Here is a 16,579-nt window from a genome sequence, read left to right on the forward strand (position 1 = left end):
CTGTATCAAATAGGGTTTATCTGGATTTTCCGGCCAAATACTCGGCCAGACCGCGCTCGCGTAATACGCAGCTTGGGCATTCGCCGCAGCCGCCCTCTGTGCCGAGATAGCAGGTGTGGGTGTGGGTGCGGATATAATCGAGCACGCCCATTTCATCGGCTAAGGCCCAAGTTTGCGCTTTGGTGAGATACATCAGCGGGGTATGGATTTGAAAGGCGTAATCCATAGCGAGATTGAGGGTAACGTTCATCGATTTGATGAAAACGTCGCGGCAGTCGGGATAGCCTGAAAAGTCGGTTTCGCATACGCCGGTAATAATATGGCGGATACCGCGGCTTTTGGCATAGATAGCGGCATAGAGTAGGAATAGGGCGTTGCGTCCGTCTACAAAGGTATTGGGCGGGCCGTTTTCGCCTGTTTGAATCGCGGTGGTTTCGTCCATCAGCGCATTGCGGGTAACCTGTTGCAGCAGAGTCAGGTCAAGCAGTGTTTGGGGGATACCCAAATCGGCTGCGATACTGCGCGCTTTTTCCAGTTCGATGTTGTGGCGTTGGCCGTATTGGAAAGTAATGGCTTCGACATTTTCCCGGCCATATTGTCGGATAGCCTGAATCAGGCAGGTAGTGGAATCTTGGCCGCCTGAAAAGATAACCAAGGCTTTTTCGGTTGTCATAAAAGTTTCCTAGTTTTGGTTCAGAACATTGTTCTTCGCGGGATGGTTGCGAACCGCGGTAAAAATCGAAACGCGATTATAAGCCAAATCAATCGGAAAATCCGTTAAAATATCGCGTTTTACCTTTCAGACGGCATAAATGCCGTCTGAAAGCCCGATTATTGAATACGCATGATGTTTTCAGCATTGTGCAGGAGTCTGCCTAACCATGTTGGTATTGGGAATTGAATCTTCTTGCGATGAAACCGGAGTCGCGCTGTACGACACCCGGGAAGGCCTGTTGGCGCATGAATTGCATACGCAAATGGCGATGCACGCCGAATACGGCGGCGTTGTGCCGGAGTTGGCCAGCCGCGACCATATTCGCCGCCTTGTGCCTTTGACCGAAGCCTGCTTGAAAGCGGCAGGCAAAGATTATACCGATATTGACGCGGTGGCATTTACTCAGGGGCCGGGGTTGGGCGGTGCTTTGTTGGCAGGTTCGGGCTACGCCAATGCTCTGGCGTTTGCCTTAGGCAAACCCGTGATTCCAGTTCACCATCTGGAAGGGCATCTGCTCTCGCCTTTATTAGCGAATGAAAAGCCGCAATTCCCATTTGTAGCTTTGTTGGTGTCGGGCGGACATACCCAATTTATGGCGGTACGCGGTATCGGAGACTATATGCTGTTGGGTGAGAGTGTTGATGATGCGGCCGGCGAGGCGTTTGATAAAACCGCCAAGCTGTTGGATTTGCCTTATCCGGGCGGTGCCAAACTTTCCGAGCTGGCGAAGCTCGGCAATGCCGATGCCTTTACCTTCCCACGTCCTATGCTGCATTCACATGATTTGCAAATGAGTTTTTCCGGATTGAAAACATCGGTATTGACTACGGTGCAAAAAGTGCGCGAAGAAAACGACGGTGGTTTGCCCGAGCAGACGCGCAACGATATTTGCAGGGCATTTCAAGATGCCGTAGTGGATGTGTTGGTGGCAAAATCCAAACAGGCTTTACTGGATACCGGCTTTCGTACGTTGGTGGTTGCCGGCGGTGTGGGTGCTAACTGGAAACTGCGTGAAGAGTTGGGTAAGTTGAGTGTACGCCCGCGGAAAGATAAAGGCGGTAAGCCTATGCCGTCTGAAAAAGTGGCCGTATTTTTTCCTCCTTTGGCCTATTGTACGGATAATGGGGCGATGATTGCTTTTGCCGGTGCTATGCGTTTGCAAAACTGCCGTGAAGCGGGTGCATTTACGGTTAAACCGCGCTGGCCTTTGGCTGAGATTGTTCAGCAAAGCGTGTAATTTCACACTGTATTTAAAGCTCACCGGTACCAATGAATCGTTGGTAATTAAAAAGCAAGCTGTCTGAAACTTTTCAGGCGGCTTTTTAATGCTTGAAAAAAATACTATTGAACCAGAACAATCACTATATAAGCGATTCTTTCGAATAACGAAAAAAAGCGGGCTGTTTAGCCCGCTGAATTTTCCTGCCTTTTGACAAGAAAAGAAGGAAAATAAAAGGTATATCTGTATAGGCGTTATATTACCACGTCATAAAAGAAATTGCTTGAAATATTGTGTTTTTTGTTTAATAGCCCAAACGTTGGCAAATAGTCGAAACCAAACCTGCTTGATTTAATGTATAAAAATGTAGACTGGGGGCACCTTCCCGCAGCAACCGTTCGCACATTTCCGTTACCACGTCTAATGCCAGTGCTTTGATTGCGGCGGTATCATCGGCATACGATTGCAGTTTCAGGCGCAGCCAGCGGGGGATTTCGGCACCGCAGGTATCGGAAAAGCGCGCCAGCTTGGAAAAACTTGCAATCGGCATAATGCCCGGGATGATCGGAATATCCACACCGCGCCCATGTACATCGTCCACGAAACGGAAATAGGCATCGGCATTATAGAAATATTGGGTAATGGCGGAATCGGCTCCTGCTTTAGCCTTACGGACGAAATTATTGATGTCGTCTTCGGCACTGCGTGCTTGCGGATGGTATTCGGGATAAGCCGCGACTTCGATATGAAAATGGTTGCCGAATTCGTTTTTGACCAACTCGACCAATTCATTGGCATAGCGTAAACCGCTCATGCCCGCACCGACACCCGATGGGATATCGCCGCGCAATGCGACCACATGGCGTACGCCCAAATCTTTATATTCATTGAGCAGGTTGATGACTTCGCCGGGTTGCATACCTACACAGGGCAGGTGTGGAGCAGCGGGAACGCCTTCGCTTAAGATATCTTTAATTGCCTGCATCGTTCCCTCTTTGGTCGAACCTCCGGCACCTGAGGTACAAGAGAAGAATTCAGGGTTGTACTGGCTCAGTTGCTTACGGGTGATAACCTGTTTGGCACGGCCTTCAGGTGTACGGGTGGGGAAAAATTCAAAACTTAGCTTTTTTTGGTTTGAGGTCATGTCGTAATGTCTGTGTCTAATCTGTTAGGATGGTTTTAGGTTAGTATCTAAATCTTGTTAAATCAATGCTTTTATACAGATTTTTGCCTGAAAAATATTCGGCTGGTTATGAATAAAATTTGTGTTGGTTATTTTTTGAAATAAATCAAATCATGTTGTAATGTGGGTTACTGCCGACTGTTTTATTTTCGGTATCGGATGGATGTTTTATAATGATTAATTATTTTGTTGCCGTCTGAAAGTTTCAGACGGCCTTTTGCAAAAAGACCTGCTCATGAAATGGCTCAAACGCTTTGTTGTAATTTCAAAAACAATTTACCACTACAATCTGAGTGATATCTTTATCGACCGAATCCATCCGCTTTGGCTGCGGGCTTTATTGGATAGATTGCCGAAAAATAGCAGTTTTGATCAAGAAGCAGCACCTGTACGCTTGCGTTTGGCATTGGAAAGTTTAGGTCCGATTTTTGTCAAACTCGGGCAGGTATTGTCTACGCGGCCTGATTTGTTACCTGATGATTATGCTGCCGAATTGGCAAAATTACAGGACAAGGTACCGCCTTTCCCGGGGCATTTGGCACAAGAGCGCATTGAACGTGCTTTAGGCAAGCCTATTTTTGAGCTTTACGCGGAATTTGATATTGAACCGGTAGCCAGCGCATCAATTGCCCAAGTGCACAAGGCACGGCTATACAGTGGCGAGCAGGTGGCGGTAAAAATTTTGCGGCCGGGACTGAAACCGGTAATTGAGCAGGATTTGGCTTTAATGCGCTTTGGGGCAAAATGGATTGAACGTTTGTTTGCGGATGGCAAGCGTCTAAAACCTCAGGAAGTGGTGGCCGAATTCGACAAATATCTGCATGACGAATTAGATCTAATGCGCGAAGCCGCTAATGCCAGCCAGTTGCGCAGGCATTTTGCCGATAGTGATATGTTGATTGTGCCTCAGGTTTATTTTGATTATTGCAGCCAAGACGTATTAACCATCGAGTGGATGGAAGGAACGCCGATTTCCGATATTGCCACTTTGAAAGTAAAAGGCATCGATTTGAAGAAATTGGCCCGATACGGGGTAGAGATTTTCTTTACCCAAGTATTCAAAAACGGTTTTTTCCATGCCGATATGCACCCGGGAAATATTCTGGTAGCCGACGACAACCGCTATATTGCCTTAGATTTCGGTATTGTCGGCAGTTTAACAGAATATGATAAGCGTTATCTCGCTATCAACTTTTTGGCTTTTTTCAACCGCGATTACCACCGTGTCGCTACCGCCCATATAGAGTCAGGTTGGGTACCTGCGGATACCCGTGCGGAAGAGTTGGAAGCCGCAGTGCGTGCCGTGTGCGAGCCGATTTTCAACAAACCTTTGTCGCAAATATCTTTTGGTATCGTACTGATGAGGCTCTTTGAAACCAGTCGCCGCTTTAATGTCGAAATACAGCCGCAATTGGTTTTGTTACAAAAAACACTTCTCAATATTGAAGGCTTAGGCCGCCAGCTGGATCCTGATCTTGATTTATGGGCAACTGCCAAGCCGTTTTTAGTCAGTTGGATGAAAGAGCAAGTAGGTCCGCAGGCATTCTGGCGCAATATTAAAGATGAAGCGCCTGATTGGGCACAAATTCTTCCCAGTCTGCCGCGCAAGCTGAATATGCTGGTTGATGAAACCCGCCAGAAAGAGATGAGGGATGCTTATGTGCATCTTGTTAAAATCCAACAGCGCCAAAGTTTTTGGCTGGCTGTCATAGCAATTGCATTAGTGTTAATTTTGGTTTTTAAATAGCAATTGGGGAGTATGTGGTGGCAAGTACGCTTGCTTGCCGTTTGTTCAGATGACTTGATGCCGTCTGAAAGATTCACTGTATTTTGATTGTGTTGAAATGTTAAAGATGCCGTTCTGTTTTTCAGACGGCATTTTATTTTGGCTGTTTTATATTTACAAAATATAATGAGTTGGATTTATATCCTTTATATATCAAATGTATATCAAAATATGTTGTTTATAAGGCTTGGCCTGATTGGAAGCCGGTCAGAATATTTGGTTTGGTTCTTTTAATTTTAGTTAGTCGGATTAATTTTTTATATTATTAAAATAGTTGCCAGCAATGACTTATTGCTTAAATAAATAAAAATTATCAAATATTTATTTTTAGAATTCACTGGTTTTATAGATAAAATACGGTTTTATTAAGGGTTTTTCTTGAAATTGGCATTACTTATTTAATTTCACATGCTAAATATAACTTAAATTATTAATTCTTATTAAGAATATTGAAAATATCTTTACAAGTATTAATGGAATTTGGTTCGGTTTTTGCTTGAATAAAAGGAACTATTTTATTTTTCAGGAGAGTTACAACTAGGTTGTAAAGCCCATTTTATTAACTATATGATTTTAATTTGAATTATTTCTATTCTTGAAAACTTAGCGTAAGCCGAAAAATAAAAACGAATTTACTTGTGACAAATTTTGTCATTTCGTGACGATAATTACATTTTATTTGTATATCAATCAGCCTCAGTAATATTTGTATAAATATTATTGCAAAAGGAAATTAAATAATGAACGCAATTTATAGAATTATTTGGAGCCATGCCCGTAATGCATGGGTAGTGGCCTCTGAAATTACTAAAGCACATGGTAAGAGCACGACATCTTCCGGTGAAGGCGCCAAGCATTCAGCATATGTTTATGGTGTTACTCTATCTGCTTTAGTGGTAGGAGCACTATTTATGCCTAATCCGGTGGCAGCAGCAGTGGCTACTTGTGTTGGACCTACTACTCAATCTGCTACGGGCACAGATGCTCTTGCCTGTGGACAGAATGCAACCGCATCGGGAAGCAACTCGGTTGCTGTTGGTGCTAATGCAACAGCAAAAAATCCGGCAGATGTTGCATTTGGCTTTTCTTCATATGCTGAAGGCATTAATAGTTTGACAAGTTCTGCCACTGCATTGGGTGGGTATTCGTATGCCAAGGGGGCTCAAGCGGTAGCTGTAGGTTCCAGAGCAAGAGCAGAAATAGGGCAATCTATTGCGATTGGTAATGATACGCGTGCGATCGGAGCGGGGGCGGTGTCTATTGGTGGCGATGATTCAGGAACAACTGGTTATAGTAGTGCTACATATCCCATTGTTGGATACAATACTTCAGTCAGCGCTCCCTATCGAAAAACATTCAGCGGTGGTGATGGTTCGACTGCAATTGCCCCCCATGCGCAAGCTTTATCAAAAGGTTCTACAGCTATCGGTGTAGGGGCTACTGCGGGTGGAGGTACTTTAGGTGCTGTAACTTCCACGGAAGCTGGCATCGCGTTGTATGCTTGGACACCCTCAACTACTATTATTGAAGGTACGGCTGTTGGTGCGCTGGCGACAGCTGTTGGTTCTCAGTCTACAGCGCTGGGTTATAAATCTTTGGCATCGAATACTAACGCATTGGCGATTGGTTCTAATTCAACTGCTAGTGCTGTAAATAGTTTGGCTGTTGGTGGTAGTGCTACTTCACAAGGTGATAAGTCGGTTGTGATTGGCGTGAACTCAAGCACGTCATCGATTGCAACTAATTCGGTTGCTGTAGGTATAGATGTTGATGTAACAGGTGCTCGCTCTATTGCAATCGGCGGAGCATCAGCAACCAATGTTAAGACGCTGGCATCATCCAGTGAGTCGGTAGCGATTGGTTCCGGTGCGCAAGCGACACTGGATAAGAGTGTTGCTTTGGGTAGTGAGGCTTTAACTACGCGCCCTCTTGGTTCTACAGGCTATGTGCCAAACGGTAAAGCAAGTAGCTCAAGTGTGGATAAAACGATATCTACATGGAAGTCAACACACGCTGCTTTGGCAATCGGTGATGATACGGGAACGGCGTTTGACGAAGCAACCGGTATTACGACAGGCACCGCCAAGGTTACACGCCAAATTACAGGTGTGGCAGCTGGGGCGAGAGATACTGATGCTGTAAACGTCGCACAATTGCGTGCTGCATCGCAAAACTATACGAGTGTGAAGTCAACTGTTTTGGGAAATAGGGATAATGATGGTGCTCAAGGTGCTGAATCAGTAGCACTTGGTCCAAATACTTCTACAGAAGCAGGAGCAGCTAATTCTGTAGCAATTGGATCTGGTGCTACTGCTGGAGCAAACCAAGCAGCAAATATGAATACCCCGCTTGCTACGGATACGACTGCAGTAACGGCAGGCCAGTATGCGATTGCAATCGGCGAGCAGGCAAAGGCACTGGGCAATGACACGATTGCTGTGGGGCGTGGAGCCGGTACTGGTGTGAAAGGGTATACCAATATTTTAATGGGGCAGGCTGCTGGTCAAAATTCCGAAGGTAGTAACAGTATTTATTTGGGGCAGCGTGCGGGTCAGTATATTCGTCAAGATAGCCAAACTGCTAATCTTGGCTCGCCTTTCTTAAGAGGTCAAAATATCGGTATCGGTATGGATACCTTGCAGGGTGATGCTTCTGCCAGTAGTGCCAATGCCAGTTGGGGGGAAAATAATACAGCAGTAGGTTTGCGTGCCGGCCGTTGGCAGCAAGGTAGCAGTAATACCCATTTAGGATCGTTTTCTGGTGTTGGTCAGCATGGTAATTTCAATTATAACGGTGGATATTTTGCCGGTGCTTATCAGGATGGTGATAAGAATGTCAATATCGGCGTGAATGCAGGCTCAGGTAGTAGTAGTACTGCTCGTACTGTCGCATCACATACTGTGAATATTGGTGATAGCGCGGTTTCTAAAAAGAATAATGCAGTTGCCATCGGCTTAAATGCAAAAACAGATGGAGTGAGTGCTATTGCTATTGGCGAAGGTGCGCAAGCCACGGCTGATAAGACAATTTCTATTGGCAAGGGTAATGTGGTGAGCGGCGAAGGTTCAGGCGCTATTGGTGATCCGACTAATATTACAGGTGCCGGTACTTATAGCGTGGGTAATAATAACGGTACGATTAGTGCGAGTAATGCAGGTGTTTTTGGTAACAATAATACTTTGCAAGGTAATGAAAGCCGTATTGTTGGTAACAGTAATACTGTGAATACCAATGCTACCGGTAATATGGTTATGGGCTCTGGGAATAATATTTCCGGAAGTGATAATGTTACTTTGGGTAATGGTAATACGGTTAACGGCAAGAATATTATGGTGTTAGGAAGTGGTGTTGCTGATGCTACTTTAAGTAATTCCGTCATATTGGGTGCTTCTTCTAGTGGTGCAGCCCCTTATGTACCAACAACGCAAGCGACTGTGAATAATATAACGTATGGTACTTTTGCAGGGAGTGGTACGTTAACGGATGGACAAATAGTTTCTGTTGGTAAGGTAGGGTTAGAGCGTCAAATCAAAAATGTTGCTGCCGGACAAATTTCTTCCTCCTCAACTGATGCTATTAATGGTAGCCAGCTATATGCGACAAATAATGTTATTGGCAATGTTGCAGATTCTGTTAAAACAGTTTTAGGAGGCACTGCTGCTGTTGGTTCAAATGGTTCAATTACCATGACTAATATTGGTGATACTGGAAAAAATACAGTAGATGAAGCTATTAAAGCAGCAAAAACCGAAGTTACCAAAGGTACCAATATTGCTAGCATTGAGAAAAGTACCGGTAGTAATGGGCAGGCAATTTACACTGTGAATGCGGAAGGTACGGTTGTTGCTCAAGGAAGCAGTGGAAAACTCGTTGTTTCTAATACTAATGACACTGTAACTAATGACACAACTTATACTGTTGATTTAAGTGATGCTGCTGTGCAGTCATTAGCTAAGGCTGATACGGCACTACAAGGCTGGACGGCAACTGTAAATGGTACTGAAGCTAGGGTAGTTAATCAAACCAATAGTACCGTTAATTTTGTTAATGGCTCAGGTACAACTGCATCTGTAAACAATGGTGATATTTCTTATTCTGTTAAACAGTCTGATTTAACAACTGATGCAACTGGCAATGTAACTGCCAATACATCAGGCGATAGTTTTGCCACTGCAGATCAAGTAGCGGCTGCTATTAATAAGGCTGCTACGGCTACGGAAAAGACAACCACTGTTGTACAAGGTAGTAATACTCACGTTGCTTTGGAAGAGCAAGGTAATAATGCTCAATATACTGTTAGCGCAGATAAAACAACAGTCAGTGTGGGTACTGCTTTAACTAAAACCGAGCAGAGTTCTACTGATGGCAATAAGGCTGTTACCACCGATTATGTTATTGATTTAGCAGATACCACTAAAGCGGATATCCAAAAAGGTGTGGAAGCTAATACCGCGGTTACTACAAAAGGGTTAGCTTTTACAGGCGATAGTGGTACGACAGATACACAGTTCTTGGGTAGCACGGTAGCTGTGAATGGTGACAAAAATATTACTACTTCTGCTAGTGGTAATGTCATTTCGGTGAAGTTGAATGACAGCATCACAGTGAACAGTGTAACAGCAAATACAATTACAGCTGGAAATACATCCATTACTTCGGATGGCCTTAGAATTACTGATGGCCCAAGTATTACCAGTGCAGGTGTTGATGCCGGTAATTTGGCGATTACTAATGTCGGTAGTGGCGGAACTACAGAAACGAATGCGGCTAATATTGCCGATGTGAAAAAAGCAGCAACAGTTGTTACATCAACTAATGGTTCTATAAACGTTAGTTCAAGCACCAGTGGATTAGCGACAACTTATGATCTCAGTATTCCTACAACCTCTCTAACGGTAACCGATGGTGTTGTTCAAACTCCTGGAACTCCAAATGCTTTTGTAACTGCAGGTGATACTGCCACGGCTATTAACCAAGCAGCTGCAGCAGCCAAAACCGAGGTAAAAGCAGGTACTAATATTGCAGAGGTAAGTAGTACTATTGGTGATAAAGGCCAAACCGTATATACCGTTAATGCTGATGGTGCAAAAGTCAGCACAGCTTCAACAGCGTTAACCGTAACTCCGGGTGCTAAAGATAGCAGCAATGTAACTGATTATGCTATTGATCTTTCATCGGATACAAAAGCTGATATTCAGAAAGGTGTTGATGCCAATACTACGGTAGCGACTAAAGGTTTAACCTTTACAGGTGATAGCGGTACAACTACTACTGAACAATTGCTTGGCAGCACTATTAGTGTAACGGGTGATAAAAACATTACTACTACAGCTTCAGGTAGTAATATCGCCATTGCTTTGAAGGATGATATCTCGGTAAATAGTGTTACTGCACAAAATGTGACTACTGGTAATACCACTATGAATTCAGACGGCATTACTATCACAAATGGTAATGCGGCAAACCCTGTTACTCTTACCCAAAGCGGTTTAAATAATGGTGGTAATACCATTACTAATCTTGCTGCGGGTAATTTGGTGGAAGGTGGTACGGATGCGGTAAATGCCGGCCAACTTTATACAACTAATCAAAATATTGCCAAAGGTTTCAATATCGCTGCTGATAATGGTATGGCAGATAATGTACAGCTTGGTGATACCGTTACTTATGCAAGTGCAGATAAGAATATTGTTACCACTGTATCTGATAACAACATAGATTTCTCGTTAGCTAAAAAGATCACTGTTGATAGCGTTACGGCTGGTGGAAATGTTTTAGATGGTACGGCAATCAATGTTAACGGCCAATCTTATACCAATGTTAGTGATGCTATTAATGCAGCAGGAAAGCAAGCGTTCACACCTTTAACATTCTCAGGTGATACTGGTACAGATGTTCAACGTAAACTGGGTGAAACTGTAAAAGTGGTCGGCGGCGCTTCTGATGAAACTAAGTTAACGGAAAATAATATCGGCGTAGTAGCTGACGGCACTGATAAATTAACAGTGAAATTAGCGAAAGATATTAATCTTGGTAGTACCGGTAGTGTTACAGCAGGTAATACATTATTGAATAATGATGGAATTCAGATTACTAATGGAACTAATCCGGTGAGCCTAACGCAAAATGGCTTGAATAATGGTGGAAATAAAATCACCAATGTTCAGGCTGGTGAGGTAGCTGAGAATAGTACTGATGCTGTGAACGGCAGTCAGCTGTATGCTGTTTCCGAAACGGCCAATAAAGGTTGGAATCTGACGGCAAACGGAAATAACAGCAGTAATGTTGCTCCGGGCGGAACAGTAGATTTGAATAACCAAGATGGCAATATTGTTTTGACAAAGAATGGTAACAATATCACTTTTGGATTGGCTAATAGCATTAAAGTAGGTGATCAAAATACGGGTAATCCAATTACTATTAATGGTGAGGACGGTACAATTACTGGATTAACAAACACAACGTTTAATCCTGCTGCGATCACTAGCGGCAGAGCTGCAACTGAAGACCAATTGGCTTCTGTAGCAAATAATCCCCTGACATTTGCCGGAGATACTGGTAATACGGTAACACGAAAATTGGGTGAGACCATTAATGTTGTTGGTGGAGTTGCTGATACTGCAAAATTATCCGACGGTAATATCGGTATTGTGGCGGATGGCAGCAGCACATTGACTGCCAAGCTGGCTAAAGACTTGGTAGGTCTGAATAGTGCGACCTTTACTAATGCAGACGGTAGTCAGACTGTAGTGAATGCTGCAGGTACGACTGTTACTGATGCATCGGGTAACTCAACGGCCACAACTGCCAACGGACTCACGATTACACCTCAAGGCGGTAAAACGGTGAGCCTAACCAGTACAGGTTTGGATAACGGTGGTAATAAGATTACTAACATTGCAGCTGGTACTGAAGCAGGTGATGCGGTGAACTTCAGCCAATTGCAAGCTGCACAAAATGCAGCTGCTAGTAAGGTAGAGAGTGGCAATAGCAATCAAATTACTGTTACACCTACTGATAATCAGGATGGAAGCAAAACTTATACGGTGGGCGTAGTAACAGCTGAACCTGTAGTTGGTGCCGACGGTAAGATTGCGGCCCCAACCAACCCCGATGGTTTGGTAACAGCAGGTAGTTTGGCAAATGCTATCAGTAGCACCGGTTTTACGCTCACTGCATCCGGTAATAACGGTAGTGTGGTGAATCCGGGTGAAACCGTTGATATGAAGAATACAGACGGTAATATCGTAATTAGTAAAACCACAGATAGTAATGATGTAACTTACGATTTGGCTAAAGCACTGAAAGTAGATAGCGTTACTACGGGCGACAGCGTTTTGGATACGAATGGTCTAACCATCAGCGGTGGTCCGAGCGTGACTAAAGACGGTATTGATGTTGCTGGTCAAAAAATTACCAATGTTGCGAATGGTGAGATCAATGCTTCTTCTACAGATGCGGTAAACGGTAGCCAGTTGTATCAAGCCACAGCTAATACAGCCCAATATCTTGGGGGTGGTAGTACAGTGGATAGTTTGGGTAATGTTACGGCTCCTGCTTACACGCTAACTTCCGGTAACCCGGCAGATGGTGCAACTACTGCTTATAACAATGTAGGAGATGCGCTTAATGGCTTAAATACAGCTGTAAACCAACCGCTTACCTTTGCGGGTGACAGTGGTGCAGCTTCGGTACAAAAATTGGGTTCTACCGTTACGGTCAAAGGTGGTGCGGATACTGCTAAGTTAGCTGATAACAATATTGGTGTGGTGTCGAACGGCAGTGGTACTTTGGATGTAAAACTGGCTAAAGAATTAACCGGTTTGACTTCAGCGCAATTTACTGATGCGGCAGGTAATGTAACCAATGTGAGCGGTGATGGCATTAATATTACCCCGACGGCTGGTAATCCCGTTAGCCTGACTTCGTCCGGTTTGGATAACGGCGGTAACCAAATCACTAATGTAGCCAGCGGTGGTGACGTTGAAACCAACGCCGCTAATGTCGGTGATGTTAAGAAAGCCGCAGCGGCAGCGAAAACCGAAGTAGTTCAAGGCGACAATATCGAAGTGACCAGTAAAACCGGTTCTGATGGACAAACCATCTATACCGTAGCAACTGCTAAAGAAGTGGCATTTGACAAGGTAACGGTGGGCAATGTTGTGTTGGATAAAACGACCAATACTGTAGCCGGCTTATCGAATACGACTTTAGGCGGAGCTGATTTTGCTACGGAAGGACGAGCAGCAACTGAAGAACAGCTAAATACTACTCAAAATAATTTAGCAACTATTTTGGGCGGCAATGCTGCTAATGATAAAGGCAATGTCACTATGACAGATATTGGCGGTACGGGTGCGAATAACATCAACGATGCCATCAAAGCAGCTAATGACAAAGCCAATAGCCCGCTGACTTTTGCCGGAGATACGGGTGCTAATGTGTCTCGTGAATTGGGTGAAACGGTTAATGTTGTTGGCGGAATCACCAATGAGGCAAGTTTGACCGACAATAATATCGGTGTTGTTGCGAATGGTGCTGATAAGTTGACAGTTAAATTGGCCAAAGACATTAATTTGGGTTCTGATGGCAGCGTAACTGCAGGTAATACTAAAGTAAATGATAATGGTGTTACCATCAGTAATGGAGCACAAAGTACTCCGGTAAGCCTGACTGCATCCGGTTTGGATAACGGCGGCAACCAAATCACCAATGTAGCCAGCGGTGGTGACGTTGAAACCAACGCCGCTAATGTCGGTGATGTTAAGAAAGCCGCAGCGGCAGCGAAAACCGAAGTAGTTCAAGGCGACAATATCGAAGTGACCAGTAAAACCAGTTCTGATGGACAAACCATCTATACCGTAGCAACTGCTAAAGAAGTGGCATTTGACAAGGTAACGGTGGGTGATGTTGTGTTGGATAAAACGACCAATACTGTAGCCGGCTTATCGAATACGGCTTTAGGCGGAGCTGATTTTGCTACGGGAGGACGAGCAGCAACTGAAGAACAGCTAAATGCTACTCAAAATAATTTAGCAACTATTTTGGGCGGCAATGCTGCTAATGATAAAGGCAATGTCACGATGACAGATATCGGTGGCACTGGTGCTGATAACATCAACGATGCCATCAAAGCAGCTAATGACAAAGCCAATAGCCCGCTGACTTTTGCTGGAGATACGGGTGCTAATGTGTCTCGTGAATTGGGTGAAACGGTTAATGTTGTTGGCGGAATCACCAATGAGGCAAGTTTGACCGACAATAATATCGGTGTTGTTGCGAATGGTGCTGATAAGTTGACAGTTAAATTGGCCAAAGACATTAATTTGGGTTCTGATGGCAGCGTAACTGCAGGTAATACTAAAGTAAATGATAATGGTGTTACCATCAGTAATGGAGCACAAAGTACTCCGGTAAGCCTGACTGCATCCGGTTTGGATAACGGCGGCAACCAAATCACCAATGTAGCCAGCGGTGGTGACGTTGAAACCAACGCCGCTAATGTCGGTGATGTTAAAAAAGCTGCCTCAGCAGCGAAAACTGAAGTAGTTCAAGGCGACAATATCGAAGTGACCAGTGAAATCGGCGCTGATGGACAAACCATCTATACCGTAGCAACTGCTAAAGAAGTAGCATTTGACAAGGTAACGGTGGGCAATGTTGTGTTGGATAAAGCAACCAATACTGTAGCCGGCTTATCGAATACGACTTTGGGTGGAGCTGATTTTGCTACGGCAGGACGGGCAGCAACTGAAGAACAACTCAATGAGGTTCAAAACAATTTCGTAAAAGTTTTAGGCGTTAATGCTGCTAATGATAAAGGCAATGTCACTATTACCGATATCGGCGGTACGGGTGCTGATAACATCAATGATGCGATCAAAACAGCTAATGACAAAGCCAATAGCCCGCTGACTTTTGCCGGAGATACGGGAACGGAATTTACGCGTACTTTGGGTAGCAAAGTGAATGTAGTGGGCGGGGCAACGGGTAGCTTGAGCGATAACAATATTGGTGTTGTGGCAGACGGTACCGACAAGTTGACTGTTAAATTAGCGAAAGATTTGGCTGATTTAAACAGTGCAACATTTAACAATGCCACGGGCGGTAAAACTGTTGTCAATGGTGCGGGTACAACCGTAAGTGATGCTGCGGGCAATACGACTACGACAGCAGCTAACGGCGTTACGATTACACCTGCTAACGGCCAAGCCGTCAGCCTCACGGATCAAGGCTTGAATAACGGCGGTAATAAGATTAGCAACATTGCTGCCGGTACGGATGACACTGATGCGGTTAATGTAAGCCAGCTGAAAGCCGCACAAGCAGCTTCTACCACCAAAGTGGTTGCCGGTGACAATGTTGAAGTACAACCAGCTACCAATGCGGATGGAAGTACGACTTATACCGTTTCAACCGCTAAAGATTTGAAGGTGGATAGCGTTACTGCCGGTGATACCGTTTTGAATCAAGACGGTGTCAGCGTAGGCGATAATGTGGCGTTAAGTAAAGACGGTTTGAAAGTAGGTGATGTTAGCGTAACCGATAAAGGCTTGAATAACGGCGGTAATACCATTACCAATGTTGCCGCAGGTGTAAATGATACTGATGCAGTGAATGTAAGCCAGTTGAAGGCTGCCCAAGCAGCTTCGACAACTAAGGTAACAGCCGGAAATAACATTGAAGTGACGCCGACAACAAATGCGGACGGTAGTACCACTTATGAAGTGGCAACCGCTAAAGATTTGAATGTTGACAGCTTGAAAGCCGGCGATACAACTGTTAATAACAATGGTTTAAACATCGCCAATGGCCCGAGTGTTACCAAAGCAGGTATTGACGCGGCGGATACCAAAGTTAGCAATGTTGCGGCCGGTGATCTGAGCGCAACAAGCAAAGATGCCGTAAATGGTAGCCAGTTATATGCGACTAACCAAAATGTTGCGGCCAATACCGCAGAGTTGAACAAAGGTTTGAACTTTGCAGGTGACAGCGGCAGCAGCATTAACCGTAAATTGGGTGATACCCTGAATGTGAAAGGCGGGGCGACAGGCAGCCTTACCGATAACAATATTGGTGTTGTGGCAGACGGTACCGACAAGTTGACTGTTAAATTAGCGAAAGATTTGGCTGATTTAAACAGTGCAACATTTAACAATGCCACGGGCGGTAAAACTGTTGTCAATGGTGCGGGTACAACCGTAAGTGATGCTGCGGGCAATACGACTACGACAGCAGCTAACGGCGTTACGATTACACCTGCTAACGGCCAAGCCGTCAGCCTCACGGATCAAGGCTTGAATAACGGCGGTAATAAGATTAGCAACATTGCTGCCGGTACGGATGACACTGATGCGGTCAATGTAAATCAGTTGCTGGGTGTAGGTAATGCCTTGGCCAAGCGTATTGACGATGTAGATACCGATGCTAAAGCCGGTACGGCTTCTGCCATGGCTGTTGCCGGTTTGCCGCAAGCTTATTTGCCGGGTAAGAGCATGATGGCGGTGGCAGGCAGTACCTATCGTGGTGAGAGCGGTTATGCAATCGGTTTCTCAAGCATTTCCGACGGCGGTAACTGGATCATTAAAGGTACGGCTTCAGGCAACTCCCGCGGTCATTACGGTGCAACCGCCGGTGTAGGCTATCAGTGGTAAAACTGCTTTTCAGACGGCCTCG

At 44.8% G+C, this 16,579-nt stretch carries 5 protein-coding genes; 3 read left to right on the forward strand and 2 right to left on the reverse strand.

The features are described from left to right. Positions 1-16 precede the first annotated feature (16 nt). Positions 17-673 (reverse strand): 7-cyano-7-deazaguanine synthase QueC, encoded by a 657-nt coding sequence (queC, locus tag ACEPPX_RS03195; protein WP_416622914.1) that lies wholly within the window; start codon positions 671-673, stop codon positions 17-19. 208 nt (positions 674-881) lie between these two features. Between queC and tsaD the strand changes: the two genes are divergently transcribed. Continuing rightward, positions 882-1,952 carry a tRNA (adenosine(37)-N6)-threonylcarbamoyltransferase complex transferase subunit TsaD gene (tsaD, locus tag ACEPPX_RS03200; protein WP_416622915.1) on the forward strand — a complete coding sequence of 357 codons (1,071 nt, stop codon included), beginning with the start codon at positions 882-884 and terminating at the stop codon, positions 1,950-1,952. Between the two features lie 286 nt (positions 1,953-2,238). On the opposite strand, the gene metF is transcribed toward tsaD, so the two are convergent. Next, positions 2,239-3,078, reverse strand: a complete 840-nt coding sequence (gene metF / locus ACEPPX_RS03205; RefSeq protein WP_047760907.1) for a methylenetetrahydrofolate reductase [NAD(P)H] — start codon at positions 3,076-3,078, stop codon at positions 2,239-2,241. 274 nt (positions 3,079-3,352) lie between these two features. On the opposite strand from metF, the gene ubiB reads away from it, so the two are divergent. Together ubiB and ACEPPX_RS03215 are read left to right on the forward strand one after the other, a co-directional pair. Continuing rightward, on the forward strand, positions 3,353-4,864 hold the full coding sequence (gene ubiB, locus ACEPPX_RS03210) for a ubiquinone biosynthesis regulatory protein kinase UbiB (RefSeq protein WP_416622916.1): 1,512 nt from the start codon (positions 3,353-3,355) through the stop codon (positions 4,862-4,864). Between the two features lie 779 nt (positions 4,865-5,643). Beyond that, complete coding sequence (locus ACEPPX_RS03215) at positions 5,644-16,557, forward strand: YadA-like family protein (RefSeq protein WP_416622917.1); 10,914 nt, start codon at positions 5,644-5,646, stop codon at positions 16,555-16,557. Positions 16,558-16,579 lie beyond the last annotated feature (22 nt).

It is taken from the genome of Neisseria sp. S1 (genome assembly GCF_048060015.1).
Classification (GTDB): Bacteria; Pseudomonadota; Gammaproteobacteria; order Burkholderiales; family Neisseriaceae; genus Neisseria; species Neisseria arctica.